The 25363-nt window shown below is 52.3% G+C and carries 25 protein-coding genes; 11 read left to right on the top strand and 14 right to left on the bottom strand.

Features of this window, described 5'->3' with window-relative positions; genetic code table 11:
• Nucleotides 1–2: 2 nt before the first annotated feature.
• Nucleotides 3–1484 (bottom strand): APC family permease, encoded by a 1482-nt coding sequence (locus FHD02_RS19815; RefSeq protein ID WP_042308718.1) that lies wholly within the window; start codon nucleotides 1482–1484, stop codon nucleotides 3–5.
• A 332-nt stretch (nucleotides 1485–1816) separates the two neighbouring features.
• Here FHD02_RS19815 and FHD02_RS19810 point away from each other — a divergent pair, with 332 nt between their 5' ends.
• Nucleotides 1817–1957: a hypothetical protein gene (locus FHD02_RS19810; protein ID WP_003832695.1), complete on the top strand. Its 141-nt coding sequence runs from the start codon at nucleotides 1817–1819 to the stop codon at nucleotides 1955–1957.
• Nucleotides 1958–2010: 53 nt separating this feature from the next.
• On the opposite strand, the gene FHD02_RS19805 is transcribed toward FHD02_RS19810, so the two are convergent.
• Nucleotides 2011–2904 (bottom strand): LysR family transcriptional regulator, encoded by an 894-nt coding sequence (locus tag FHD02_RS19805; RefSeq protein ID WP_087856327.1) that lies wholly within the window; start codon nucleotides 2902–2904, stop codon nucleotides 2011–2013.
• A gap of 212 nt (nucleotides 2905–3116) precedes the next feature.
• Here FHD02_RS19805 and FHD02_RS19800 point away from each other — a divergent pair, with 212 nt between their 5' ends.
• From FHD02_RS19800 to FHD02_RS19785, 4 genes are read left to right on the top strand one after another with little or no spacing between them, the layout of a single operon-like run.
• Complete coding sequence (locus FHD02_RS19800; protein WP_220394224.1) at nucleotides 3117–3950, top strand: ABC transporter substrate-binding protein; 834 nt, start codon at nucleotides 3117–3119, stop codon at nucleotides 3948–3950.
• 1 nt (nucleotide 3951) lies between these two features.
• On the top strand, nucleotides 3952–4770 hold the full coding sequence (locus FHD02_RS19795; protein ID WP_061381428.1) for an amino acid ABC transporter ATP-binding protein: 819 nt from the start codon (nucleotides 3952–3954) through the stop codon (nucleotides 4768–4770).
• Nucleotides 4770–5555 (top strand): amino acid ABC transporter permease, encoded by a 786-nt coding sequence (locus FHD02_RS19790; RefSeq protein ID WP_220394223.1) that lies wholly within the window; start codon nucleotides 4770–4772, stop codon nucleotides 5553–5555. The genes FHD02_RS19795 and FHD02_RS19790 overlap by 1 nt, the downstream gene beginning before the upstream one ends.
• Nucleotides 5545–6222 (top strand): amino acid ABC transporter permease, encoded by a 678-nt coding sequence (locus tag FHD02_RS19785; RefSeq protein ID WP_061381430.1) that lies wholly within the window; start codon nucleotides 5545–5547, stop codon nucleotides 6220–6222. Before FHD02_RS19790 ends, FHD02_RS19785 begins: the two co-directional genes overlap by 11 nt.
• Nucleotides 6223–6231: 9 nt before the next feature.
• On the opposite strand, the gene ydhT is transcribed toward FHD02_RS19785, so the two are convergent.
• From ydhT to ttrS, 9 genes are all read right to left on the bottom strand, one after another.
• Nucleotides 6232–7044: a protein YdhT gene (gene ydhT / locus FHD02_RS19780; protein WP_220394222.1), complete on the bottom strand. Its 813-nt coding sequence runs from the start codon at nucleotides 7042–7044 to the stop codon at nucleotides 6232–6234.
• Nucleotides 7045–7047: 3 nt separating this feature from the next.
• A complete protein-coding gene (gene phsC / locus FHD02_RS19775) occupies nucleotides 7048–7833 on the bottom strand; it encodes a thiosulfate reductase cytochrome B subunit (RefSeq protein ID WP_137360060.1) in 786 nt (261 codons plus the stop codon).
• Nucleotides 7830–8498, bottom strand: coding sequence for a 4Fe-4S dicluster domain-containing protein (locus tag FHD02_RS19770; RefSeq protein WP_042308731.1), 669 nt, complete (start codon nucleotides 8496–8498; stop codon nucleotides 7830–7832). The genes phsC and FHD02_RS19770 overlap by 4 nt, the downstream gene beginning before the upstream one ends.
• A gap of 64 nt (nucleotides 8499–8562) precedes the next feature.
• Nucleotides 8563–9228 (bottom strand): YdhW family putative oxidoreductase system protein, encoded by a 666-nt coding sequence (locus FHD02_RS19765; RefSeq protein ID WP_137360059.1) that lies wholly within the window; start codon nucleotides 9226–9228, stop codon nucleotides 8563–8565.
• Between the two features lie 10 nt (nucleotides 9229–9238).
• Nucleotides 9239–11341, bottom strand: coding sequence for an aldehyde ferredoxin oxidoreductase (locus tag FHD02_RS19760; protein ID WP_038640295.1), 2103 nt, complete (start codon nucleotides 11339–11341; stop codon nucleotides 9239–9241).
• A gap of 112 nt (nucleotides 11342–11453) precedes the next feature.
• A complete protein-coding gene (locus FHD02_RS19755) occupies nucleotides 11454–12080 on the bottom strand; it encodes a ferredoxin-like protein (protein ID WP_038640293.1) in 627 nt (208 codons plus the stop codon).
• Between the two features lie 477 nt (nucleotides 12081–12557).
• The gene (fumD, locus tag FHD02_RS19750; RefSeq protein WP_137360058.1) at nucleotides 12558–12767 is read right to left on the bottom strand and encodes a fumarate hydratase FumD; all 210 of its coding nucleotides are present in this window, start codon (nucleotides 12765–12767) and stop codon (nucleotides 12558–12560) included.
• 92 nt (nucleotides 12768–12859) lie between these two features.
• Nucleotides 12860–13444, bottom strand: a complete 585-nt coding sequence (gene ttrR, locus FHD02_RS19745) for a tetrathionate respiration response regulator TtrR (protein ID WP_137370835.1) — start codon at nucleotides 13442–13444, stop codon at nucleotides 12860–12862.
• Nucleotides 13419–15152: a tetrathionate respiration histidine kinase TtrS gene (ttrS, locus tag FHD02_RS19740; RefSeq protein ID WP_137370857.1), complete on the bottom strand. Its 1734-nt coding sequence runs from the start codon at nucleotides 15150–15152 to the stop codon at nucleotides 13419–13421. Before ttrS ends, ttrR begins: the two co-directional genes overlap by 26 nt.
• Nucleotides 15153–15379: 227 nt before the next feature.
• On the opposite strand from ttrS, the gene ttrB reads away from it, so the two are divergent.
• Genes ttrB through ttrA form a run of 3 tightly spaced genes read left to right on the top strand, consistent with a single transcriptional unit; the run spans nucleotide 15380 to nucleotide 20195 of the window.
• Entirely contained in the window at nucleotides 15380–16114 is a 735-nt protein-coding gene (gene ttrB / locus FHD02_RS19735) for a tetrathionate reductase subunit TtrB (RefSeq protein ID WP_137360056.1), read from the top strand.
• Entirely contained in the window at nucleotides 16115–17137 is a 1023-nt protein-coding gene (ttrC, locus tag FHD02_RS19730; protein ID WP_042308742.1) for a tetrathionate reductase subunit TtrC, read from the top strand.
• Nucleotides 17130–20195 (top strand): tetrathionate reductase subunit TtrA, encoded by a 3066-nt coding sequence (ttrA, locus tag FHD02_RS19725; RefSeq protein WP_220394221.1) that lies wholly within the window; start codon nucleotides 17130–17132, stop codon nucleotides 20193–20195. The genes ttrC and ttrA overlap by 8 nt, the downstream gene beginning before the upstream one ends.
• Nucleotides 20196–20273: 78 nt before the next feature.
• Here ttrA and FHD02_RS19720 read toward each other — a convergent pair whose 3' ends face one another.
• From FHD02_RS19720 to FHD02_RS19710, 3 genes are read right to left on the bottom strand one after another with little or no spacing between them, the layout of a single operon-like run.
• Nucleotides 20274–21086 carry a MetQ/NlpA family ABC transporter substrate-binding protein gene (locus FHD02_RS19720; protein WP_003029358.1) on the bottom strand — a complete coding sequence of 271 codons (813 nt, stop codon included), beginning with the start codon at nucleotides 21084–21086 and terminating at the stop codon, nucleotides 20274–20276.
• A 21-nt stretch (nucleotides 21087–21107) separates the two neighbouring features.
• Nucleotides 21108–21776: a methionine ABC transporter permease gene (locus tag FHD02_RS19715; protein WP_137360053.1), complete on the bottom strand. Its 669-nt coding sequence runs from the start codon at nucleotides 21774–21776 to the stop codon at nucleotides 21108–21110.
• Entirely contained in the window at nucleotides 21769–22791 is a 1023-nt protein-coding gene (locus FHD02_RS19710; protein WP_220394220.1) for a methionine ABC transporter ATP-binding protein, read from the bottom strand. The genes FHD02_RS19715 and FHD02_RS19710 overlap by 8 nt, the downstream gene beginning before the upstream one ends.
• Nucleotides 22792–23166: 375 nt before the next feature.
• Between FHD02_RS19710 and FHD02_RS24485 the strand changes: the two genes are divergently transcribed.
• From FHD02_RS24485 to lpp, 3 genes are all read left to right on the top strand, one after another.
• Complete coding sequence (locus FHD02_RS24485; protein ID WP_249357174.1) at nucleotides 23167–23361, top strand: hypothetical protein; 195 nt, start codon at nucleotides 23167–23169, stop codon at nucleotides 23359–23361.
• Nucleotides 23362–23368: 7 nt separating this feature from the next.
• Nucleotides 23369–24781, top strand: coding sequence for a pyruvate kinase PykF (pykF, locus tag FHD02_RS19705; protein ID WP_006684766.1), 1413 nt, complete (start codon nucleotides 23369–23371; stop codon nucleotides 24779–24781).
• A 309-nt stretch (nucleotides 24782–25090) separates the two neighbouring features.
• Complete coding sequence (gene lpp, locus FHD02_RS19700; RefSeq protein ID WP_003029373.1) at nucleotides 25091–25327, top strand: murein lipoprotein Lpp; 237 nt, start codon at nucleotides 25091–25093, stop codon at nucleotides 25325–25327.
• Nucleotides 25328–25363 lie beyond the last annotated feature (36 nt).

Below are 25363 nucleotides of genomic sequence, written 5' to 3'. Positions count from 1 at the left end.
TTTTAGTTATCCTGCCCCATATTGAGCTTATTGGCGTAAGCAATAGCATCATTTTCCGGCGCCGCAGAGCGCCCAAACGGTCGGGTCAGGAACATATAGATAAGCCCCGACCCAACGACAATCGCCAGTCCGAACAGCACTGTCCAACGGTCAATGAAGTCGCTGCTATCTGCCGGTTGAGCCAGCAACCAGATCCCACATAATCCATAGGCTAAGGCCAGTACGTTTACAATCACGCCCCAACCGCCAATGGTCCACTCCCCGGCCGGTTTCCAGCCCTTCAGACGCTGACGTAACGCAGCAAGCACGACCATCTGGAACGAGATATAGATACCGATTACGGCAAACGCGGTAATACGCGACAGGTTGTCTGGCTGGAAATAGACCCAAACGCAGATGATCACCGGCAGTAGGCAACTGACGACCATCGCATTATCCGGAACGCCGTTTTTCGAGATTTTGGACATCCATTCACTTCCCGGCAGCATTCTGTCGCGGGAGAAAGAAAAAATGAGACGACTTAACGCAGCCTGTAGAGACAAAATGCACGATAACATCGCCACAATCGCGACGATGATAAAGATAGTTGCGCCTGTTTCCCCCAAGGCTTCATTGAGAATGGCGGGGATTGGATCGGACGTTTTACCATTCACGATACTGACCAGATTCGGTGAAGCCAGCAGATAACCCATCACGGAAATGATGGCGGAAATCGCACCAAATACGATGCTTAAAATCATCGCGACCGGGATCTTTTTGCTCGGGTTCTGCACCTCTTCCGCTACGTTACCGCAGGCTTCAAAGCCAAAGAACATAAACAGCCCCATCAGCGCGGCAGACATAAATGCGGTGGAGTAGCTTCCGTCCTGAGCCAGCACGCCCATCGAGTCAAAAATGACGGAGAAAGGCTGCGAACGATGAAAGATCAACAGATAAATTCCCAGCGCAATCACGCTGACAATTTCACACCAGAAGCCAATTTTGGCGACCCTGGCCAGGTTTTTGGTCCCGGACATATTAACAGCCATCATCAACAGCAGTAGCAGGACAGATGTCAGCAACATGGTGGCAGGCGTTTGGCCATAGTGGAACAGCGACTCAACAAACGTCGAGGTATATTCCGCAATTGACGTAATGGTGACCACCAGCGCCCACAGGTAAATCCAGGCGGCGATCCAGGCATATTTCTTGCCCCATAATCTTCTCGCCCAGGGATACAGTCCACCGGTTATCGGATACTGGGAAGCGACCTCACCAAACACCAACGCCACTAAAAGCTGGCCACATGCGACGATTAAAATCCACCATACTGCGGGCGGCCCCGCCAGCGTTACGGCCAGCGCAAACAGCGAATAGACGGCAGTGAGCGGCGAAAGGTAGGTAAACCCCAACGCGAAATTAGAAATTAAACCGATTGAGCGATTGAACTGTTCTTTGCCATCTTTCTGAAAATTATCGTTTTTCTTATCAGGTGTCTGTTCCATATATCTTTCTCTTTTGTGGAATAGTCGCAGGGTTGAACAATTAATGTATAAAAGATATTAAGTTATATGTATAGCGATTTTGTCGCATAGTTGTTAAAAATGATCGCATGTCACGTTAATGAAAAAGTGAGAGCAAAACGGTAGAAAGCGCTGGCATTTAGCAGTATTTATGACCAATGGATCTTCGCAGCCGCCAACAGTGGGCTACGCTGGCGGAAAAACATGCGCATCTGATTTAAGTTCGGGGCTAAGTAGCAATAATCGCTGCTGTTAAGCAACATTTTTGCAATATAATAGTGTGATGTTAAACGTTGAACCTGAGCAGGTGAATGATGGAAATTGATCTCGATAATCTGGTCTTTGATGGACTGGAAGAAGCGCAAGAGCGTAATGCTGAACGTCTGGAAGATGCTGATAAGAAAGCGCAGGAAATTATTGCTGATAATGACTGCGGCGACGCCTGCAAAATCTGATTTCCGAACCGGCGCAATGCCGGTTTTTTTATCGCCTGTTACCCCTTTCCGTTTCAGCCCGTATACCGTAAAGCCTCAATCAATTTGGCAAAGGCGGCGGTGTGCTGCCTGCGGCTGGGGTAGTACATATAATAGCCCTGGAAGGGTTCGCACCAGTCCTCCAGCACTTTTTCCAGCGCACCGTCAGCCACCGCCTGTTCGACAGTGTCTTCCGGCACAAATGCCAGCCCCATCCCGGCAATCGCTGCGCTAATCCGCGGGGGGAGATTGTTAAAAATAAGCTGCCCTTCAACCCGCACGCGCAAATCTTGTCCGCCTTTGCTAAATTCCCAGGCATACAGCCCGCCCAACGTCGGCATGCGCATGTTGATGCAGTTATGGTTTTGCAGATCGTGTGGGGTGAGTGGTTTACCATGGCGGGCAAAATAAGCGGGTGAACCGACCACCACCATGCGCCAGTCCGGACCAATTCTGACAGCAACCATATCTTTTGCCACCTGCTCGCCGAGACGAATACCCGCGTCATAACGGCCAGCCACAATATCCGTCAGGCTGTTGTCGAGGGTCATTTCCACTTTCACTTCAGGATAAGCCTGCAAAAAAGGCGCCAGCGCGGGCCAGACGGTCGATTGCAACGCATGTTCACCCAAGGTAAGGCGAATGTTACCCGCCACCCGCTGACGGATGTCGGTTAATGCCAGCAGCTCCGTTTCAATGTCATCAAAACGCGGACTGATACTGTTGATGAGCCGTTCTCCGGCTTCAGTCGGCGCGACGCTGCGCGTGGTACGGGTCAGGAGTCGGACATCCAGCCGCTCTTCGAGTCCACGTATCGCATGGCTTAACGCTGACTGCGAGACCCCGAGCTTTGCCGCAGCCCGCGTAAAACTCCGCTCGCGGGCGACGATAATGAGATAATAAAGATCGTTAAAATTATCGCGCAGCATGCTTATCCCCAGCCATTAACTTTATTGACGTATGGTACAGGTCATGAGGGTAATCACGTAGCGTTTCTGAACGTTCGCGCACATCACTCCTGTTCTCCCCCCTTTCACTAATAACATTTTGTATATAGATAAGAATTTTTTCTTATTTTGTCTGAATCGTAAGTTATGGGAGCGTAAAAAGCACAAACCAAAAACTACAGGGATTTCATACAATGATGGCAACGAAAATTCACAGCGCTAAAAAAACACTTCTGGCACTCAGCGTGCTGCTGGCCTCTGGCATTAGCGTCTCACAGGCTCAGGCTGACCAATTGGCCGATATCAAAGCCGCCGGCGTCGTTAAAGTGGCGACATTCGACGCCAATCCGCCGTTCGGTTCAGTTGATGCAAAAACGCATAAGATTGTCGGCTATGACGTCGATTTTGCCGAAGCGCTGGCCAAATCCCTGGGGGTAAAACTGGAGCTGGTGGCCACCAATCCGGCCAACCGTATTCCGCTATTACAATCCGGTAAAGCCGATTTAATCGTAGCGGATATCACGATCACACCTGAGCGTGCACAAGTGATCGATTTCTCCGTGCCCTATTTTGTCACCGGCCAGCAGTTCCTTGTGCCAGCAAAATCCCCGGACAAGCTCGATGAATACAGCAAAGCGCGAATCGGCGCGGTAAAAGGGACTACCGGTGAGCAGGCGTTACATCAGCGCTTCCCGCAGTCGCGTGTACTGGCCTATGACGATATTCCCCTGGCATTAACCGCATTACGCAACGGTAATGTGCAGGCCATCACCCAGGACAGTACAATTCTGGCGGGCTTGTTAAGCGGTGCGCCGGATAAAGCAGATTTCAAAATTTTGCCGGACCTGCTGAGTAAAGAAGAGATCGGCGTGGGGGTAAGAAAAGGCGAACCCGCTCTGTTAAAAGCCGTCAACGATGAACTCTTGAAGCTGGAGTCTACCGGTCAGGCGGCAAAAATTTATGATGTGTGGTTCGGTCCTGAAACCAAAAACCCGCAGCCCCGCGCCTTTAAAATAGAAGCCAAGTAATATGCTCTCAGCCCTTTTTCATCGTTCCGCAGCTTCGGCTGCGGATTCTACCCAATTGGGTCAGGCAAGCGTCAAACTGCACAATGTGATTAAACAGTATGACGCTCATACCGTACTTAACGGTGTCAGCCTGGCAGTTGAACCTGGTGAAGTGGTGACCATTTTGGGTCCCTCTGGCTCTGGAAAATCCACTCTTATACGTCTTATCAATCAGCTTGAGTCGCTCAGCGGTGGCGAAATTTTCATTGATGGTAAACCAATTAGTCAGCTGCGCGGGGCGGCATTACGCCAGTTACGCAGCCGTATCGGTTTCGTATTTCAGCAATTCAATCTCTATTCGCATCTGACCGCGCTGCAAAACATTGCGCTGGCGCTGGAATATGTTCACGGCTGGAACAAGGCGGAGGCGAAAGGCCGGGCACTCGAATTACTGGATCAAGTAGGACTGTTCGAGAAAGCCGATGCCTATGCCGCTCAGTTATCTGGCGGGCAGCAACAGCGCGTTGCCATTGCCCGCGCGCTGGCTTCATCGCCACAAATCATTTTGTTTGATGAACCCACCTCCGCGCTGGATCCAGAAATGATCGGCGAAGTGTTACAAGTGATGAAAAATCTGGCTCACAGCGGTATCACGATGATCGTCGTGACTCATGAAATGCACTTCGCCCGTGAGATTGCCGATCGTGTGGTATTCATTGATGGCGGCGATATACTGGAGGTCGCCTCGCCGGAGGATTTCTTCACCCGCCCACAACATCCCAGAACCCAGCGTTTCCTGAAAAAAGTGCTCGACCCGTTACACCAGGAGTTACCGTTATAATGCATCTAATGGACTGGCGGGGGGTGCTGAGCGGGCAACCTCTACAATGGATAATTTCCGGTTTTCTCACCACGCTATGGGTGACGCTGGCAGGCGTCGCGCTTGCCACTCTCTTTGCTCTCCTACTACTCGGCTTACGTTTGACAGGCAATCGCATTGCCACCGCGGTGGTCGGCATGTGGGTCTCAGTGTTTCGCAACACGCCTTTACTGGTGCAACTGATGTTCTGGTATTTCGCCGCATGGAATTGGCTCCCCCGTGACGTGATTACCTTTATTAATGCTGAACACCCGTGGTCTGTTCTGCCGGGTGACGTCTGGTGGTTAACGCCGGAGTTTCTTTGTTCTGCATGGGGGCTGGGTGTTTTTACTTCAGCCTTTTTGGTCGAGGAGATTGCCTCTGGTTTGCAGGCGGTTTCTGCCGGACAACGCGAGGCGGCCATTGCTCAGGGCTTTTCCGCCTGGGCGGTTTTTCGTCACATTCTCCTTCCCCAGGGACTGGCGAACGCATGGCAGCCGATCGTTGGGCAATATCTCAACCTGATGAAACTCTCCTCGCTTGCCAGCGGTATTGGATTTGCAGAGTTGACCTATCAGGTGCGGCAAATTGAGAGCTATAACGCGCATGCACTGGAAGCCTTTGCCGTTGGAACAGCCCTCTATCTGTTTATCGGCATCGTGCTAGGCATGCTGCTTACGCGTCTTGGTCCGAAATCTGCGTCAGGTAAACCGTTCAGGATAAGAACGCGTCCATTAAGTTTCAGGAGCATCCCACATGATCGCTAATATTTCGGTCATTACTGACAATCTGGACTATCTCCTGTGGGGACGCGTGACCGAAGGCCAACCCGGCGGCGTGCTACTTACTTTGCTGATGGCCATCGGCGCGGCATTGCTGGCACTGCCCGGGGGGATAGTTCTTGCCTGCTGCGCCTGGCGTTTTCCGGGCGCGGTTCGCAAAGGACTGTTTATCTGGGCCGAGTTTATTCGCGGCATTCCGTTAATCTTTGTGATTTTCTGGATGTGGTATTTGCTCCCCATGCTGACAGGAAGCGATCTGCCTGGCGCAGTTACCGTGACGTTAGCACTGGCATGGTTCACTGCCGCCTCGGTGATGCACTCGGTGTATGCCGGAATTAGCGCGTTACCTGGTGGGCAATATGAAGCGGCAGTGGTGCAGGGTTTTCGCCCGTACCAGGCCCTGTGGCTTATTTTATTGCCGCAAGTGCTGCGCAACACTATGCCGTCATTGACAGGGATTTTTATTGGACTACTGAAGGACACGTCGCTGGCGTTTATTGTCAATGTGCCAGAACTCACGACGGTTGCCGGTCAGGTTAATAGCCGGGTGCAAATCTATCCGGCAGCCATTTTTATCTTTACCGGACTGGTCTATTACCTGCTGTGCTTTAGCCTGGAAAAAATCACCCAGCGACGGTTCGCGCTAAAATGACCTCAAGGCTCAACATTCCACGAACTGGTGGTCTTCGTTGAGCCGATATTTCACGCCAGCCCGAATATTATTTTCGCCTTCAACCGCAAGCGCAAAACGCATTCTTTTGCCATCATGATAGGCCAGCGCCGCGCATCCGCCAGGACCGAGTATAATCGAATCGACAGTACCGGTACTGGCAACAACCGCGTTCTCTCCGCTGGCAATAATATGGATATTATCTGCACAATTGGCGATTTTCGATTCCGCGCCGAAACAGGCTAGCTGGGTTAAATCACCGCTGCAGGCAATACGGTTTCTGTCACCCAGTGCACTGATGCGTACACGCATGCCGGTACTGGCGATACGCGTCCCGTCGCCCACGCTACTGATACGCGCTGAATTTCCCGCGACCGCAATTCGTCCGCGATCGCCTGAGCTGCCGATATGCGCGTTATAGCCTACGCTGCCTATACGTACGCTGTAACCTGCACTGGCAATCTGCGCGGCATAGCCGGCGCTGGCGATTTTAACGTTATCATCCGCACAGCCAAAGCTGGCATTATCTTCCGCACTCGCCTGCGGCCTACCTGTTTCCCCCACCGTTTGCACGCGGGAAATATTTCCCATCGCCCGGATATCCTGCCGGACAAAACTCTCCTCTTCCCGCCATTTTGACCAGCCATATTCCACCAGACTATTTGCCCAGTCGATATACCCTTCCCGCTGGAGCGCACGATGTACATCGGCATAACTTCCCCCGGCGGGAAAAGTACGTAGAAACCAGCGATACATTACGGGCCCAACGCGCCAGGCCCGTAAGTCATCACGCGTAATCATCATCGCTTAATGCCGGTGATAGCCATCCACCATGCACTTGAAGGTTTCGCCCGGCGTGCGCCCCGTAGTGCAAAGATACAGATGCCCGAAAATAAAAAACAAACTGATTATTGCCAACGCAAAGTGCGCCTGTAACAACCAGTAACGCACGCCGGGGAACAGATCGCCGACAACCGCCGGATAGAGCGATAACAGACCCGATATCAACAACAGCGGCAGCAAACCATACATCACGGCAACATAGGCTGCTTGCTGTAGCGGATTGAATTTCGAACGCTTTGATGCCGGGAATGGATGTGACTCTCCTTGCATAATGCCAAACAGGTAAAAACGCGTTTGTCTTTGCGCTCGTCCGATCCAGCCCTGACGTTGAATAATATAATGATGCCCGTTACCGCCAATCAGGTTGATTAGGACAAAACCAATCCAACAGGCGAGCAGCAAAAAGCCACAGACCTCGTGTACAGTGAGCAGGCTTTTCATCACCGACGCGCTGACGGCCGAGAAGTGATTGACGAGTCCACTCACCAGAAGAAGCAGAAACAGCAGCGCATTCGACCAGTGCCACAAACGAACGGCCTTCGAGTATAAGTAGACCTTCTCACCGTGCCCTGCCGACGCTTTATGCGCGGCACGAAAGCGCAGCATGGCGTGTAGCGCCAGCACCAGCCACATTCCCACCAGCATTAATCCGGCGATGACCAACCACACAGGCCAGTAGTCAGGTGAAAACATAGGGACATATTGCGCAAGCTGGGCGTGAAACTGTTCGGCATTCTGCGACGCGTTCATACATTTTCCTTTTTAATCAAATGTTGACCGAACCGACGATACAGATGGGGTTTCCCGGCGCCTGCAAGTTGATACTCGTAATACTTGTTTTCCCGCAGCCAGGTCTGAATCTCCGGGCTATCTTCACGACCAAAAATCAGCGCGTGTTCCGGGCAGGCGTTAACACAGATCGGAGGGAAACCTTTCGCCAGACGTGATTCAGCGCAAAAGTCGCATTTATCCGCTACTTTGGTGCGCGGATTGAGATAGCGTACCTGATAAGGGCACGCGCCTATGCAGTAACTGCAGCCGATACACGAAGACGTATCTACCCGCACAATGCCATTCTCATCTCGCCAGGAGGCGCCGGTTGGACAGACCTCGATACAGGGCGCATCATCACAATGCTGGCAGGACTGACGAAAATAGTGATACAGCGTTTCGTTGTCGTTATCCGAAACCGGAATATGCGCTATCGACAAACGGCTGCCCTGGTCAGGAACATGATTGGTTTTCCTGCATGCGCGGGCGCAAATATTACAGCCGTTACACAGAGATTCGTCGTGGATCATGACATAACGAACGCCTTTAGTGCTCCTGGGACTTGCTAACAAACTTTGACCTGGGCCGGTAAAAAAAATCACCGTCCCCATGCCAATGACAAATTTACGTCGGGTGAAGGACATCGGGTTATCCTCTAATGCTGTGACAGTGGTCGTCCACACATTCCATGACATCAACCTGAAGAATTCAGGGGTTCTGATACTGCTCAACCTCAAACCATTCGCACAGGCCGTACGCTTTGCCATAACTCATAAAACGTTCGCTAAACAAATAAGGCTCCGCATTTGACGATTCCACAGTGCGTATATCTGCGTAATCCGGGTGCGTTTCCATTGCCGAGAGCGCCGCTGCAACCTGCTGAGATTCAAAGCTATACGGCGGTTGCGTCAACATCGCGACCTTATAGGGGCGCGGATACGTTTGACAGTCGAAGCGTACCGCCTCGGCAATCGCGCGACAGATGTCGTTTTCCACCACCTGCACACACATGCTGGCGTAGTTTGCCGTCATGGTTTGCGTTGAAAAGAAATATGCCTCTTCAGCGCCGTGCACACAGGTAATATCCGCCCTATTCGCACCGTGACACAGGGTATCCAGCAACACGGTAAGGTCGGTTTCAGGAACCGAATATGGTGGCTGCAGGAAGGCACTGCGTGCCACCAATTGACCCGCTGCTGAATGCTGGCGGATAAACTCCGCCACTATCGACTCCGGGCTGGCAGGTTCCTGAACCTGCGTCGCGTTCACCTGTTCTGCAGGCAGCTGTAGCGCCTGCAGCCAGTGTCTCTTTTGGCTATCTACCTCATCAGGAAACGCCTCAATGGGTGCCTGAACGTTGCTCACGTTAGTCATCTCGCGTTCCTTACGCTGGCAACAGATCTTGTGCCGCCAGATCGGCTGCCACATCCTCAAGTCCGAGTCGATTCAGCGTTTCGCGCGTAGGGCAGCCCAGTTCCGGATCCCAGCCCATTTCCTGATAGAACATCGTCAGTGACAGGCGCATGTCCTCCCGGTCCATCTTGTCGGTCCCCTCGGTGAAGACCGGGATCTTCGGATCTTTATCAAACACCCAGGAACAGATGAGATCGTGCTCATTGCGCATATCTTTGGTTTGCATCAGTTTGACCGTATAGGCGCGATGCAGGGTAAAGATACGTTCAGCGGCCAGATCCAGACTCGCCTGCGTGGTTTCATCGCCAGTAACTGCCTGGAAGAATTTCGCTTCCAGATCCAAATCTCCGCGATAATTACGGCTCTTGAGCGGCGAAACCGTCATCGGCCAGACCCAGTTGCATAGCGTGACCGCATTATGCAAACAGACTTTCAGCAACGTCCATTTGGCATATTTGATCTTCGCGGCATTGATCGGGGTGTAGTTTTTGGTTTCGTCGTATGCATCCTGCGAACCAAACAGTTCGCCCGCCACTTCGCGCTGTAATTTCAGCGGCAAACCGGAACCGATGAAGTTAATATGGGTATGCGTCATGCAGTCACGGTTAAACATACAGTTGGTGATCGCCCCAACCTGCGCTGAAGCCTCGTTAGCGTGGTGGACAGGAAAACCAAACGGCGACCACAGTTTGTTTTTGGCATAACCCCAGTACTCTTCGCCCAAATCCCAGCGTTCAGCAATGGCATATGATCCGTCCGCAAGGTGGCTGAGTTCCCCCACGCGATGCGCCAGCCGATAGTAAAAATCCTTAATAAAATTAGGATCGCCAGCTTCCAGTTGATCCCAGCGGATCTCCGCATACTCTTCCGCCGGCAGTACGCGCTTAAAAACACCTTTCGAGTAGCAATAAGTAAAATCACGGTGCAACTGCCCGTAGTTACACCAGATGCCATAATCGTCGAACAGGTTCAGACCAATCAGGTTTCCCACCACCCGCCCATCGTCTTTATCGTCAAAATCTTTCGGGCCATTGGGGAAAATGGTGGTGTGCACAAAGTTCGCCACGCAGGTGTTGCCACCGGTACTCGGTACGCCAAAATCTTTCACCCGCGGGACATTGAGCTGTGACATACAACGAATGGGGCATGAATGACAGCCGCTCATTTTTACCGTGTATTTCTCAGCGGCAGGTCCGAGATCGAACACGGATTTATAGGTACGGAAACCGACGGTATTCTGGTTGCCCGGCGGGATTTCACCCGTTTCGATTGGCCCGCCTTCCGCCGCTCCCCAGAACAGTCCCTTGCGGGCCGTCCAGCGCGAGTTTGGCGAAGAGTATTCTGCCCAGGCCTGCGGGGTGCTTGGTACAACGTGGTTGTTGTTGGCGCCGATAAGCTCGGTCATCATATAGTCATTGAGCCGCTTCATCTCTTTGCGGTCGGCGATATTGACCCCTTTGGTCCCTTCTACCGCAATAGCCTTCAGATTTTTCGAGCCCATCACCGCGCCAGTACCGGCGCCGCCGCTGTGGTTGCGGCTGTTGATCATGCAGGAGAGCGGTACCAGATTTTCCCCCGCCTGGCCAATCGCGGCGACGCAAGTCTCAGGGCTGGTAATGCGGCAAATCTCTTCGGTTGTGGCGCGCGTGCCCTTGCCCCACAGGAAATCGGCTTTTTCAATGCTGACCTTATCGTCTTTAATGTTGATCCAAACAGGCGATGCGGACTTACCTTCGATAATAATCGCATCGTAACCGGCAAATTTCATCTGTGCGGCGAAGAAACCGCCCATGTGGGCATCTACGACTAAATTACCTTTGGTAAATGTTGACAAGGAGGTGATATTGACGCGGGAGCTACAGGGTGCGCCCGAGCCGGTTAATGGCCCGGTGGCGAAAACCAGTTTATTCCCTTCATCAAAAGGCATGGTGCCTGGCGGGACTTCGTCGTACATAATTTTATACCCAAAGCCCATCCCACCGATAAATTTCTTAAATTTACTGGAATCTTCATGGGTGATATTACCCGTGGTGAGATTGATCCGTAAAATATTACCTGTCCAACCATTAGCCATCATGTTTTCCTTTGCAAGAAGGTTTAATAGATATACCCGTCAGGCAGTTTTTTATTCAAAACTGCGCTATTTTTGGCAATTAATGACGCGTATCAGGCATGCCTGCCCTCTATCAAACGGTAATATCTTTCCACTCGATAATTTTTAATGCCCCAGTAGGACAAGCATTGGCGCATTCCCCGCATAACACACATTTTGAGGATTTTTTCGTTTCCGTGTTAACGGTCGCCATCATCCACGGGCAGGCTGTGGTACAAGCGCTACAGCCAATGCAACGTTTGTGGTCTACGGCAATACAGCCGTCTTCCTGCTTCCAGGTAATGGCGCCAATTGGGCAGACCTTCATGCATTGCGGATCTTTGCATTGGCGGCAGGTATCCGCGGTATAGTTTAAATCACCATACAGTCCGCCACCGGACCCGACGCCATCATCGCCAAAGAAGTAATTACGATGAATTTTGATGCGGGAAAAGAAGGTGCCAACGGCCCCATCGTTATAATTGGTACAGGAAATCTCGCAGCGATGACAACCGGTGCAGCGTGCTCGCTGCGTTACCAGCACCCCTTTCGGCGTATTGATAAGGCCAACTGTACCGCTGTCGATATCTTCCTGCTTACAACCAAAAAGTGATAACAACGCGGGTGCAATGGTCAGTCCTGCCAGACCCTTTCCGGATATACGTAAAAATTCCAGCCGCGTTAAACCACAATCTAAAAATGGACGATCAACCTGGTTCATTTATTTCGCATCCTCTTTGCAAACGCAGTAGCAGCAACACATCCAGGCTAATTTTTGCACGCAGATTGGCCGATTCGGCCATTAATGTTGCCAACAACACGTGAATATTTGCCCTAACCTGATCGTATAAATGACGGTGGTTAAACTGAATGAATCTAATCCTTTAGGGTTAGGCACAAAGATAATGTGGTTATTTAGGGATCGTCGTTTTGATCGTCATCAATTAAAAAACGGAAGGAAAGTAATTAATGCGGAGTGAGATTTATTATCATTAAGATAAGTTGAAATAATATTTCATATGGTTTGCAAATATTTGTGACTACACTCTCAAATATATTTTTATATATCAATCGATATACAACGAAATATACAGCGGAGTGTATTTCTCTAATTGCAGTCCTAAATTATATATATTGATAGAATAACGTGACGAGAATAAGAGGATGGCGCAAATGACTGCCCTCCTCTTTTTATGGATTATCCGGCCAATGCTTTAATAACGGTCTCAATGGCTTGTTTTTCTAGCTCACTGCGCTTTACACGCTGGTTGGCGAGGGTGGTTCTCAGCACACCTGCAATGACGATATGCTTTGGCTCTTGTCCCAGATCGCGCATTTCCAGCACTACTTTACCGACTACTCTGCACATTTCATGGTACAACTCGTCGTCTTTGGTCTGATTTCCCATATTTGCCCGCCCGTCATTAACTCAAACCAACAGCATATATCACTCTGGCTGATTAGACAAAATTCAATGAAAATCAAACAAATGTCATAAATTTACTGGATCCGCTGCAGTCGATTAACCAACTCAGCAAGGCTCCGCGCCTGCATTTTTTCCATCACCCGCGCGCGATGAACTTCAACCGTACGCACCGCAATATTCATGGCGTCAGCAATTTCCCGATTCATTAACCCTTTTGCTACCAGTTGCGCCAACTCTCGTTCCTTTGGCGTGAGCATCTGATAGCAGGCCACGATCTCTTGTCGCGAGAAGGCGGCGTGAGAAATCTGCAAAGCATGCTCTAACGCCGCCTGAAGCGGCTCGGCGGACACCGGCTTTTGCAAAAAATCGACCGCGCCACGTTTCATTTGTTCAACCGCCATCGGCACATCGCCATGCCCGGTGAGGAACACCACTGCCAACGTACTTTCTCGTTGGCGCATCGCTTCATGCACAGCGCGCCCATCCATTACCGGCATACGCATATCCAGCAACAGTACGCCGACCTGATACAGGTTTGCCTCAGAGAGGAATGTTTCGCCTTGATCCCAGCAACATACCTCGTATCCCAGGCTTTCCAGTAAAAACGCACAGGCCTGAGTGACGGCAATGTCGTCATCCAGCAGATGAATTATTGCCACTACGGCCTCCCTCCCGGTTTTGCTTAAAATGTAATGTCACCACCACGCCCGCTTTTTCATCAGGAGCCTGATGGTTTTTGATCCCAATCTCTCCATTCGCGTAACGCACCAGCCGCTGACAAATGGCTAATCCCAGCCCCATGCCCTCTTTACGGGTGGTCATAAACGGCTGAAAAGCCTGGTACAACTGTGCCTCATCAATACCGCCAGCGTTATCCTGCACCCAAATACGCACATCACCCTCCTCACGCTGGGCGCTGAACCACACCGTGGTTGCCCCTGCCTGGGCCGCATTAAGCACCAGATTGGCCAGCACCTGCTCAAGCAGAACGCTCGGCAGCGTTAGCGTTAACGTCTTATTTACCCGAGCTTGTAGCGCTACCGCCGGAAATTGCTGGGGCATACGCAATAATTGCCAGACGTGATGAATAGCATCATGCACGTTGACGGCTCGCCAGTCATCGGTCATCACCGGATTACCCTGCGCCTGACTGACCCACTGGCGCAGATTGTGCAATGTGTCAGCCCCCCGCTGCGCCTGGGCATCAATGTTCTCCAGCGCAGGTAACAACGGATGCTGCTTATCCTGACCGCGTAGGCGGATCAAACAGCCCTGTGCATAATGGCGGATAGCCGACAGCGGCTGATTGAGTTCGTGGGCAAATCCGGAGGTCATCTCACCAAGCACACTCATTTGGCGAGCAGTTTCCAGCGCCTGTTCTTGTTTGCGCAGAAGAATGCTGTTCCGCTCCAGTTGCCTGCCGCGACGGCGGACCAGCAGCATCACCCAGATATAATTGAGCGTCAGCAGCAACAGCACAACGGCCACCGCCCCCATTGCGAGCCGGTGCTGGATAAACCAACTTTTGACGTCCAGCCAAAGCTGGCGCTGCTGCGGATGCTGGCGGACATCACGCAGCAACGCTTCTACCTCGCGTGTTGAGGCAGGCGCTCCCCAGCGAAACGTTGCATTCTGCGGCGCATTGAACAGCACCCGTGTGACGCGATCGGCCAACTCGTCGCTCACTGCAGGCAGTGCCGCAAACGACCAGTCAGGATACAGTGGCGTACTGGTTAAACAGGGAATCGAGGTTGGATGGTTGAGTACAGCCCTAAAGTCCGTTTTATGAATGAGCCCTTCCTCATCCATGTTTTCCAGCAGACACACCGGCACAATCACCGCCTGCACGGCTTTTTCGCGTAATAGATAGAGTAAGGCATCGGCAGGAAAACCGGTAAACATCAGGCGTAAATCGCGCTCCGGGCGCAGACCAGCATCGCTAAGTGCTTTATACCCCAACAAATAGCCGCCAAAAGCCTGAGCATCAATGGCGCCAACCGTTTTACCGATCAGATCATGCGCGGAAGCGATCCCACTATCGCGCCTGACGAGAATCGCGCTGCCAATCACGTTACTGGCGGCTTTGCCTCCACGGGTAGAACGTAACGACGCCAGCCAGCGTAACGCAGAACGGCTGTTTAGCTGTACAAACTGCGCCGGATTGGTGACTACAAACTGTACCGTGCCGCGATTCACTGCCTCCTGCATCTGCCGTAGGTCCAGCGGTTGTATATGAAACTGCTCACCGGGAATTTGCTGGTTCAACAGGGTTTCCAACGGCTGCCAGTGCTGACGTGTGGAGATCTCCCCACGCATTGCCAACACGCCAATGTTCCATGTCTGCGCCGCAACCGTGCCGCTTAGCATCCACAGCGACGCCAGCGCCGTCAGGCATCTTACTACGTTGCGTCCCACTCAATTATCCCTGTCAATTATGTTGTTTTAGATCAACAACAAGCCGGGTATGTGGTTAACCACAATAGAGTACCCCCCGTCACGATTTTTACACTGTAAATCATTGGAATTCTTTATTCATCACACTCAAATCAACGGCGTGACCAATGTTTCGTTGTTGAACCGTGACGGGAGAAAATATGGACAGCAGTAAACGGCAGTTTCTCCAGCAACTGGGCGTCCTGACCGCTGGCGCTTCACTGGTTCCGCTGGCTCAGGCGCAATTCCCCTTCTCGCCTGAACGCCATGAAGGCTCACTCAAGCATCGCTACGCCATGCTGATTGACCTGCGACGCTGTATTGGCTGCCAGGCCTGTACCGTCAGTTGCGCCATTGAGAACCAGACGCCGCAGGGGGATTTCAGAACCCTCGTTAACCAGTATCAGGTGCAGTTGACAGGCCAGCAAAGCGTCACCAACGTCCTGCTGCCGCGCCTGTGCAACCATTGCGATAATCCACCTTGCGTACCCGTTTGTCCGGTGCAGGCCACCTTCCAACGCGAAGACGGCATCGTAGTCGTCGACAACACCCGCTGCGTGGGTTGCGCTTACTGCGTGCAGGCCTGTCCATACGATGCGCGGTTCATCAACCACGAAACGCAAACCGCCGATAAATGCACTTTTTGCGTACACCGCCTGGAAGCGGGCCTGCTCCCGGCCTGCGTTGAATCCTGCGTCGGCGGCGCACGTATCATTGGCGATATCAAAGATCCGCACAGCCGGATTTCTCAAATGCTGCACAAACACCATGAGGCCATCAAGGTGCTGAAACCCGAAAGCGGAACATCACCGCACGTGTTTTATCTGGGTCTGGATGAAGCGTTTGTCACCCCGTTAATGGGACGTGCTCAACCCGCTCTCTGGCAGGAGGTTTAAATGAACCATTCACTGATTATCGAAGAGGTTCTGGCCCATCCACAGCATGTAAGCTGGTTACCCTGGGCCGTACAGTATTTCTTTTTCATCGGTATTGCCGCCTGCGCCGCGCTGTTCGCCTGCGTGCTGCACTGGCGTAAACAGAAGACGGCAGAACTGGAAAACCTGACGCTGTTAATCGCCCTGACCTGTGCAATAACCGCCCCGTTGGCGCTGACCGCTGATTTACACCAAACCGCCCGCGTCTGGCATTTTTATGCTTATCCGACGCCATGGTCCTGGATGCCATGGGGCGCACTGTTTTTACCGCTGTTCACCGGCTTCCTGGGCCTGTGGTTTCTGGCACAGCACGTTAAGCAGTTAACACTTAAAAGTTACAGCGTAACTAAATGGTTGGCCGTCGGTAGCGCCTTGTCCGCTATCGGATTACTGGTTTACACCGGTCGCGAAGTGTCGGTGGTGCAGGCGCGTCCCGTCTGGTTCAGCTACGCCTTTCCGGTTGCAATGTTCCTCAGCGCGCTGCAAACGTTCCTCGCCCTGCTCATCGCTGCAACAAAAAGTGAAGGATCTTTGCTGCGCAAACTGGCGTGGGGACAAATTGTCGCCTTGAGCGCGCTGGCTATCGTGGTGGCAATTTGGGTGAGCAGCAATACGCTATCCGGTTCAGCAATCCGCCAGTGGCTGGATGTCGCCTCTTCGGCACGGCACTACGCCATCGGCTGGGTTGCGCTATGGCTTATCTCGCTTGGCCTTTGCGGGCTGGTGCTGCGTTTTCCATTATCGCGGCCGCTGCACATATTACTGGCGTTTAGCGCCATGGCGTTGTGCTGGCTGATGCGCTGGACGTTACTCATCCAGGTACAGACCGTACCGAAATTTAACGCCCAGTTTAATCCTTACACCCTGCCCGGCGGTACCGATGGCTGGCTGGCCATTGTGGGCACCTTCGGCCTGTGGATAGCACTGATTATTATTGTTCGTGAAGCCCTGAACGCGATCGCAAGGAGAATGCAACATGGCTAATTTAACCCGTCGTCAGTGGCTTAAAGTCGGTCTTGCTGTAGGTGGCATGGTGACGTTTGGTCTGAGTTATCGGGATGTAGCAAAGCGCGCGCTGGACGGCTTGCTGGACGGTACCTCCGGCAAAATTACTCGAGATCGCATCTTTGGTAATGCGCTCATCCCCGAAGCCAATGCCAGGCCGCAATGGCAGCAGAATCCGCAGCAAGTGATCTCAATGACGCAGTGTTTTGGTTGCTGGACACAATGCGGTGTGCGGGTCCGGGTTGATAGTGAACAAGGCAAAGTGCTGCGCATTGCCGGTAACCCCTATCATCCATTATCTCACGAGCACCCTATTGACGCCTCTGTCCCCTTTGCCACGGCAATGGCGAAACTGGCGGGCGAGTCGGGTCTGGATGCGCGCTCCACCGCCTGCGCTCGTGGCGCAACATTACTTGAAGGTTTGTACAGTCCACTGCGCATTCTGCAGCCCATGAAACGCGTTGGCAAACGCGGTGAGGGAAAATGGCAGCGCATCAGCTTCGAACAATTGATCAAAGAAGTGGTGGAAGGCGGCGATCTGTTTGGTGAGGGCCATGTTGACGGCCTGCGGGCTATTCACGATCCCCATACACCGCTTGATGCCAGACATCCCAGCTTTGGGCCAAAATCCAATCAGTTGCTGGTCACCAATACCAGCGATGAAGGACGTGATACGTTTTTACGTCGCTTCGCGCTGAACAGTTTCGGCAGTAAAAACTTCGGCGCACATGGCGCTTACTGCGGCCTGGCCTATCGAGCCGGTTCTGGTGCGCTAATGGGGGATCTGGATAAAAACACCCACGTGAAACCCGATTGGGATAATGTCGAGTTCGCGCTGTTTATGGGAACCTCTCCAGCGCAATCCGGTAACCCGTTTAAGCGCCAGGCTCGCCAGCTCGCCAGCGCCCGTTTACGCGACGACTTCCGCTATGTGGTGGTAGCGCCAGCCCTGCCATTAACCACGGTACTGGCTGACGATCGCGGCCGCTGGCAGCCCGTGCGTCCGGGAAGCGACTCCGCACTGGCGATGGGTATGATCCGCTGGATAATCGAAAAACAACGCTATAACGCCGATTATCTCGCCATTCCCGGCGTGCAGGCCATGCAGCAGGCCGGAGAAAAAAGCTGGAGCAACGCCACGCATCTGGTGATTACCGATGAGATCCCAAATCTTGCCGGGCAGCATTTAACCCTCGCGCATCTGAACGCAAACGCCGCCCAGGAGCCGGTGGTCGTTAACGAGGCCGGCGATATTGTCGCTGCCAGCGGTTGCCCACGCGCGCAGTTGTTTGTCACCCGAGAAGTCACGCTGACAGACGGTCAGACGGTAACGGTAAAAAGCAGCCTCCAGTGCCTAAAAGAATCCGCCGAAAAACTAACGCTGGCGCAATACAGCCAGCAGTGCGGCGTGTCTGAAGCAGACATCGGCGCCCTGGCCGATGCGTTTACTCGTCATGGACGCAAAGCGGCGGTGATCTCCCACGGTGGTATGATGGCAGGCAATGGATTTTATAACGCCTGGTCGGTAATGATGCTCAATGCGCTGATTGGCAACCTGAGTCTTGAAGGCGGCGTATTTGTCGGCGGCGGTAAGTTCAATGGCGCCACCGATGGACCACGCTACAACATGGACAGTTTCGCCGGGAAGATTAAACCAAAGGGATTAAGCATCGCACGCAGTAAAACCGCGTATGAGTCTTCCGAAGAGTATCGCAATAAAGTGGCCGCCGGCCAATCACCCTTCCCGGCAAAAGCCCCGTGGTATCCGTTTGTGGCCGGTCAACTTACTGAGCTTCTTGTCTCGGCACTCGAAGGCTACCCTTATCCGCTAAAAGCCTGGATCTCTAACATGACCAACCCGTTTTACGGCATCGCAGGGTTGCGCGGCGTGGCGGAAGAAAAGCTTAAAGATCCTGCGCGTTTGCCGCTATTTATCGCCATTGATGCCTTTATGAACGAAACCACAGCGCTGGCAGATTACATCGTACCGGATACCCATAACTTCGAAAGCTGGGGATTCAGCGCCCCGTGGGCGGGCGTCGCCAGCAAAGCCACCACCGCTCGCTGGCCCGTGGTCAGAGCCGCAACCAGCAGTACCGCTGACGGTCAACCGGCTTCAATGGAATCTTTCTGTATTGCGGTAGCGAAACGCATTGGCTTGCCTGGTTTTGGTGATAATGCGATTACCGACCCGCAAGGCAATCAGTATCCGTTAAATCGAGCGGAAGATTATTATCTGCGCCTCGCCGCGAATATTGCGTTTATGGGCAAAGCACCGGTCCCGGAGGCTCAGCCGGAAGACATTGCCTTGACTGGGGTGCAACGGATCATGCCGGTGATAACGCAAACGCTGAAAGCCGATGAAGCCAGCCGGGTGGCATTTGTGTATTCACGCGGTGGGCGTTTCGCTCCAGCCAGCAATGGCCGGGTGGAGAATCGCGTCGGCAATGCGTGGGAAAAACCGTTGCAAATCTGGAATGCGAATGTCGCCGCGCACCGTCATGCGATAACCGGGGAACGCTACAGCGGATGCCCGGCCTGGTATCCTTCGCGCCTGTCGGATGGACGTGCGGTCGAAGAGTTGTTCCCGGAACAAGAATGGCCACTGAAATTGATCTCCTTTAAATCCAATACCATGTCCAGCGCCACGGCGGTGATCCCGCGCCTGCATCATCTGAAGCCGGTTAATCTGGTGGCGCTCAACCCGTATGACGGTAAGCGGTACGGTTTAGCACATGGTGATACGGTACGTATCACCACGCCTGGCGGTCAGGCACTGGCGCAAATAAGTCTGCTGCATGGCGTGATGCCGGGAGTTATCGCCATTGAACATGGCTATGGACATAAAGAAATGGGCGCGGCGCAGCATACGCTCGACGGCGAGCCGATGCCATTTGACGCGCAGATAAGGTCGGGAATTAATCTTAACGATCTTGGCTTTGCGGATCCTACCCGGCAGGTAACCAATACCTGGCTTGACTGGGTGTCGGGTGCGGCGGTACGCCAGGGGCTGCCGGCAAGAATTGAGCGAGTGTAACTTTCGCGTCGGGTGGCAACGCTAACGCGTTTTATCCGGCCTACAGGACGTTGTAGGCCGGATAAGGCAAGAAGCGGATCAGTTATTTACCGGGATCACCGCGCCTTTGTATTTCGTGCGGATCCAGTCCTGAATCTCTTTTGAATGCAGTACGTCTACCAGCGCCACAATATCCTTTTTCTTCTCATCGCCACGATGTACGGTAATGATGTTGGCATACGGGTTGTTTTCACCGCTTTCGACGGCAATCGGATCTTTCACCGGATCCAGCCCCGCATCGATAGCATAGTTCGCGTTAATCACCACCGCATCGCCTTCGTCGTTGTTGTACATCTGCGGTAACAGCGCCGCTTCCACGTTAGGCAGGAACTTCAGTTTTTTCGGGTTTTCCACGATGTCGCTAATGCGCGCGGTAACTTTATCCACCCCCGGCTTCAGCTTGATCACACCCTCTTTTTCGAAAATCGACAGAATACGGCCTTCCTCAGATACCGCATCGCGCATGATCACCTTACCACCTTCCGGCAGATCTTTAAGTGATTTCACCTTCTTCGAATAGATACCAATCGGCTCAATGTGGATCGCTCCGGCGCTGACGAAGTCGTAGGTTTTATCGCCTGCATGATCTTTAATCACGCTGTTCAGATACGGAATATGCTGGAAGTAGTTAGCGTCAATCTCACGGCCAGCCAGCGCGGTATTCGGCAGGATGTAATCCTGGAACGGTTTAATTTCCAGGTCGATCCCCTGCTTTGCCAGAATCGGTTTGGCCTGCTCAAGGATCTCCGCATGCGGTACGTTTGATGCGCCAACGGTTAGCGTATCAGCCCAGGAGGCGAAACTAAGGGCGCTTAAGGTTGCTGCGGCGAGTAATGTCAGTGATTTTTTCATGATAATGGTATCCGTATTTTATTAGCGTTTATCTAACAGAGAGGTAATCACATCGCCGCAAAGCTGGATGATGAAGACGATGAGCAGAATCGTCACCGTCGCCACCAGCGTGACGTCGCTGTGGTTGCGCTGGAATCCTTCCAGATAGGCCAAATTCCCTAAACCCCCGGCACCAATGACTCCCGCCATCGCGCTGTAGCTGACCAGCGCAATCAGCGTCACGGTGATCCCGGACACCAGAGCGGGAGAAGATTCCGGCAGTAAAACCCGAAAAATAAGCGTACTCAGACGCGCGCCCATCGAACGTGTCGCTTCAATAACGCCTTTATCGACCTCACGCAGGGCAATTTCGACCAGACGCGCATAAAACGGCGCGGCCCCCACGATAAGCGCAGGCAATGCAGCATTGGCACCGAGAATGGTGCCAACCATCGCTTTGGTAAACGGGATCAGCAGCACGATCAAAATGATGAACGGGATCGAACGGAAGATATTCACCACCAGCGAAATCGCGCTATACACGGCGCGGTTTTGGAACAATGCACCGCGTGCGGTCAGAAACAGCGCCAGGCCAAGGGCGACCCCAAGAACAAAGGTCGCCACGCCAGAAAGCGCGGTCATATAGAGCGTTTCCTGCGTTGCTGCTAATAATTGATCCCACTTCAGATGGGGGAATAGTTCTTCAGCCATGTTGAATCACCTCACCTTCAATGTCGCTATGGCGCAGGTCGGCCAGAATATTGCTCAGTTGCTCCTCGGTAGCCACAACGTGCACCCATAGCTGACCAAACACGCCGTGTGCGGTTTGCGTCATCTTGCCGTGCAAAATGTTAAACGGCAGGCCGTAGCGCAGGGTCAATTCTCCGACCACAGGACGGTGGGTGCGTTGCCCGGTAAACGTTAGCTTGATCACCACGCCACCCAGTTCGCTTGCCAGTTGTGGGTTGAACTCGTCTTCTTCGGCGTATTGGCTCACCTGACGAACGAATTGTCGGGTAATCGGCTGCTGCGGATGGGTAAAGACGCTGAGCACGTCACCTTCTTCAACGACTTTGCCGTTCTCCATCACCGCCACACGGTCGCAGATTTTGCGAACCACGTGCATTTCATGGGTGATCAACACAATGGTTAATTTGAAGCGACGATTAATATCGAGCAGTAAATCAAGGATCTGATCGGTGGTTTGCGGATCCAGCGCGGAGGTGGCTTCGTCGCACAGCAGTACGTCAGGGTTGTTCGCCAGTGCGCGGGCAATGCCCACCCGCTGTTTTTGTCCGCCGCTGAGCTGGGACGGATAAGCATTCTCGCGACCACTCAACCCAACCAGCGTAATCAGTTCGGCAACCCGCGCTTTGATGGACGCCTTTGGCGCCCCCGCGATTTGCATAGAGAAAGCAATATTTTCGCTAACCGTGCGCGACCACAGTAAGTTGAAATGCTGGAACACCATACTGATTTTCAGTCGCGCCTGGCGCAGAGATTCTCCGCGGGCGGCAGAGATATCGTGGCCGTTAATCGTCACACTGCCCGAGGTCGGCTTTTCCAGACCATTAAGCAAGCGAATTAAGGTGCTCTTACCCGCCCCACTGTAACCAATAATTCCGTAAATCTGCCCCTGCTCAACCGTCAGATTGACGTTATCGACAGCGGTAATAGCAAGCCTGCCTGGCGTAAACACTTTTGAAATATTTTTCAGGACAATCATGTCGTTTGGGTATCCGCTGCTGTTTTAGTTATCCTGCTAGCGCCTTTAGCTGTTTAGCAGTATGGATGTCCAAATGAGTGTAATGAGTGAAATTGGCTTTTAGAATGAATTAAAACGAATTTGATATAATTTTTAGGAATATGTTCTCAACATTGAAAACACCCGTATAAATCTGCTTATTCGGGACGGCAAGCGCGGTTTGTTGCGCAACAAATTACTTCTGTGCTCAACGCCTTTATCCATACCGATGAACAAATTAATGAATATTTTTTGTCAAACTGCACAGAAGTGTTTTGAAACAGCGTTTCCATTTTCCTTTTAGATAAAATTCAGCGTATAATGCGCGCCAATTGTCTCTTGAATGGTTTCAGCACATTGACCTGTAAAACTCAACGACTACAAAACTCACCTTCCCGTTGGGCTGAAACGCAAGCACATATTCCTCTGCACGCTCTTTCGATGTCACCTATCCTTAGAGCGAGACATCACCACTTTCGTAACTCAGGTTTAGCTTCCCGTCCGTGCGCGATGGGAGCCAGATTTCCCAATCCTTCTCAACTTAAAGACTAAGACTGTCATGAAAAAGACGAAAATTGTTTGCACCATCGGTCCGAAAACCGAATCCGAAGAGATGTTAACCAAAATGCTGGACGCGGGCATGAACGTCATGCGTCTGAACTTCTCTCATGGCGATTACGCAGAACACGGTCAGCGCATCAAGAATTTGCGCAACGTGATGAGCAAAACCGGCAAAAAAGCTGCCATTCTGCTCGACACCAAAGGTCCGGAAATTCGTACCATTAAACTGGAAGGCGGCAACGACGTTTCTCTGAAAGCAGGCCAGACCTTCACCTTCACCACCGACAAATCCGTTGTCGGCAACAGCGAAATCGTTGCTGTGACTTATGAAGGCTTCACGAAAGACTTGTCCGTTGGCAACACTGTACTGGTTGACGACGGCCTGATCGGCATGGAAGTTACCGCTATCGAAGGTAACAAAGTTATCTGTAAGGTGCTGAACAACGGCGACCTGGGCGAAAACAAAGGCGTTAACCTGCCGGGCGTTTCTATCGCGCTGCCAGCACTGGCTGAAAAAGACAAACAGGACCTGATTTTCGGTTGCGAACAGGGCGTTGACTTCGTTGCGGCATCCTTTATCCGTAAACGTTCTGACGTGGTTGAGATCCGCGAGCACCTGAAGGCGCACGGCGGCGAAAACATCCAGATCATCTCCAAAATCGAAAACCAGGAAGGCCTGAACAACTTCGACGAAATCCTCGAAGCCTCTGACGGCATCATGGTTGCTCGTGGCGACATGGGCGTTGAGATCCCGGTTGAAGAAGTTATCTTCGCGCAGAAGATGATCATCGAGAAATGTATCCGCGCACGTAAAGTCGTTATCACTGCGACCCAGATGCTGGACTCCATGATCAAAAACCCGCGCCCTACCCGCGCTGAAGCTGGCGACGTAGCTAACGCCATCCTCGACGGCACTGATGCAGTCATGCTGTCTGGCGAATCCGCAAAAGGTAAATACCCGCTGGAAGCCGTCACCATCATGGCGACCATCTGCGAACGTACCGACCGTGTAATGACCAGCCGTCTGGATTTCAACAACGACAGCCGTAAACTGCGCATCACTGAAGCCGTTTGCCGTGGCGCGGTTGAAACTGCAGAAAAACTGGATGCTCCGCTGATCGTGGTTGCAACCCAGGGCGGTAAATCTGCTCGTGCAGTGCGTAAATACTTCCCGGATGCCACCATCCTGGCGCTGACCACCAACGAAACTACCGCGCGTCAGCTGGTGCTGAGCAAAGGCGTTGTGGCTCAGGTTGTCAAAGAAATCAGCTCTACCGATGATTTCTACCGCCTGGGCAAAGAAGTTGCTCTGGAGAGCGGTCTGGCGCAGAAAGGTGACGTTGTGGTTATGGTTTCTGGCGCGCTGGTTCCAAGCGGCACGACCAACACTGCATCCGTTCACGTACTGTAATAATTCCACCGCGAATTAATTTGCTTAAAAAAGCGCCCTCGTGGCGCTTTTTTTATTTTATCGATAGCCACAATTAATAAAAAATCAAATCGGATTTCACTATCCAATCCGTGATTATCTAAGATGAATCCGATGGAAGCTTTCTGTTTTCACTCGGTTTTTTAGCCGTTTTTGCACAATTCGATGCTTCTTTGAGCGAACGATCAAAAATAAGTGCATTCCCATCAAAAAAATATTCTCAACATAAAAAAGTTTGTGTAATACTTGTAACGCTACATGGAGATTAACTCAATCTAGAGGGTATTAATAATGAATCGTACTAAACTGGTACTGGGCGCGGTAATCCTGGGTTCTACTCTGCTGGCAGGTTGCTCCAGCAACGCTAAAATCGATCAGCTGTCTTCTGACGTTCAGACTCTGAACGCTAAAGTTGACCAGCTGAGCAACGACGTGAACGCAATGCGTTCCGACGTTCAGGCTGCTAAAGATGACGCAGCTCGCGCTAACCAGCGTCTGGACAACGCAGCTACTAAATACCGCAAGTAATAGTAACTGTGTAATAAAAATGGCGCACATTGTGCG

Origin of the sequence: Citrobacter sp. EC_71 (assembly GCF_019584005.1) — a bacterium.
Classification (GTDB): Bacteria; Pseudomonadota; Gammaproteobacteria; order Enterobacterales; family Enterobacteriaceae; genus Citrobacter; species Citrobacter werkmanii.
Note: the sequence above shows the minus strand (reverse complement) of the source record. Positions and strands in the feature narration are given on the sequence as shown.

Coding starts and splice junctions, on each gene's coding strand:
- FHD02_RS19815 (WP_042308718.1), bottom strand. CDS start 1,484: ATGGAACAGACACCTGATAAGAAAAACGATAATTTTCAGAAAGATGGC.
- FHD02_RS19810 (WP_003832695.1), top strand. CDS start 1,817: ATGGAAATTGATCTCGATAATCTGGTCTTTGATGGACTGGAAGAAGCG.
- FHD02_RS19805 (WP_087856327.1), bottom strand. CDS start 2,904: ATGCTGCGCGATAATTTTAACGATCTTTATTATCTCATTATCGTCGCC.
- FHD02_RS19800 (WP_220394224.1), top strand. CDS start 3,117: ATGATGGCAACGAAAATTCACAGCGCTAAAAAAACACTTCTGGCACTC.
- FHD02_RS19795 (WP_061381428.1), top strand. CDS start 3,952: ATGCTCTCAGCCCTTTTTCATCGTTCCGCAGCTTCGGCTGCGGATTCT.
- FHD02_RS19790 (WP_220394223.1), top strand. CDS start 4,770: ATGCATCTAATGGACTGGCGGGGGGTGCTGAGCGGGCAACCTCTACAA.
- FHD02_RS19785 (WP_061381430.1), top strand. CDS start 5,545: ATGATCGCTAATATTTCGGTCATTACTGACAATCTGGACTATCTCCTG.
- ydhT (WP_220394222.1), bottom strand. CDS start 7,044: ATGATGATTACGCGTGATGACTTACGGGCCTGGCGCGTTGGGCCCGTA.
- phsC (WP_137360060.1), bottom strand. CDS start 7,833: ATGAACGCGTCGCAGAATGCCGAACAGTTTCACGCCCAGCTTGCGCAA.
- FHD02_RS19770 (WP_042308731.1), bottom strand. CDS start 8,498: ATGTCCTTCACCCGACGTAAATTTGTCATTGGCATGGGGACGGTGATT.
- FHD02_RS19765 (WP_137360059.1), bottom strand. CDS start 9,228: ATGACTAACGTGAGCAACGTTCAGGCACCCATTGAGGCGTTTCCTGAT.
- FHD02_RS19760 (WP_038640295.1), bottom strand. CDS start 11,341: ATGGCTAATGGTTGGACAGGTAATATTTTACGGATCAATCTCACCACG.
- FHD02_RS19755 (WP_038640293.1), bottom strand. CDS start 12,080: ATGAACCAGGTTGATCGTCCATTTTTAGATTGTGGTTTAACGCGGCTG.
- fumD (WP_137360058.1), bottom strand. CDS start 12,767: ATGGGAAATCAGACCAAAGACGACGAGTTGTACCATGAAATGTGCAGA.
- ttrS (WP_137370857.1), bottom strand. CDS start 15,152: ATGCTAAGCGGCACGGTTGCGGCGCAGACATGGAACATTGGCGTGTTG.
- ttrB (WP_137360056.1), top strand. CDS start 15,380: ATGGACAGCAGTAAACGGCAGTTTCTCCAGCAACTGGGCGTCCTGACC.
- ttrC (WP_042308742.1), top strand. CDS start 16,115: ATGAACCATTCACTGATTATCGAAGAGGTTCTGGCCCATCCACAGCAT.
- ttrA (WP_220394221.1), top strand. CDS start 17,130: ATGGCTAATTTAACCCGTCGTCAGTGGCTTAAAGTCGGTCTTGCTGTA.
- FHD02_RS19720 (WP_003029358.1), bottom strand. CDS start 21,086: ATGAAAAAATCACTGACATTACTCGCCGCAGCAACCTTAAGCGCCCTT.
- FHD02_RS19715 (WP_137360053.1), bottom strand. CDS start 21,776: ATGGCTGAAGAACTATTCCCCCATCTGAAGTGGGATCAATTATTAGCA.
- FHD02_RS19710 (WP_220394220.1), bottom strand. CDS start 22,791: ATGATTGTCCTGAAAAATATTTCAAAAGTGTTTACGCCAGGCAGGCTT.
- pykF (WP_006684766.1), top strand. CDS start 23,369: ATGAAAAAGACGAAAATTGTTTGCACCATCGGTCCGAAAACCGAATCC.
- lpp (WP_003029373.1), top strand. CDS start 25,091: ATGAATCGTACTAAACTGGTACTGGGCGCGGTAATCCTGGGTTCTACT.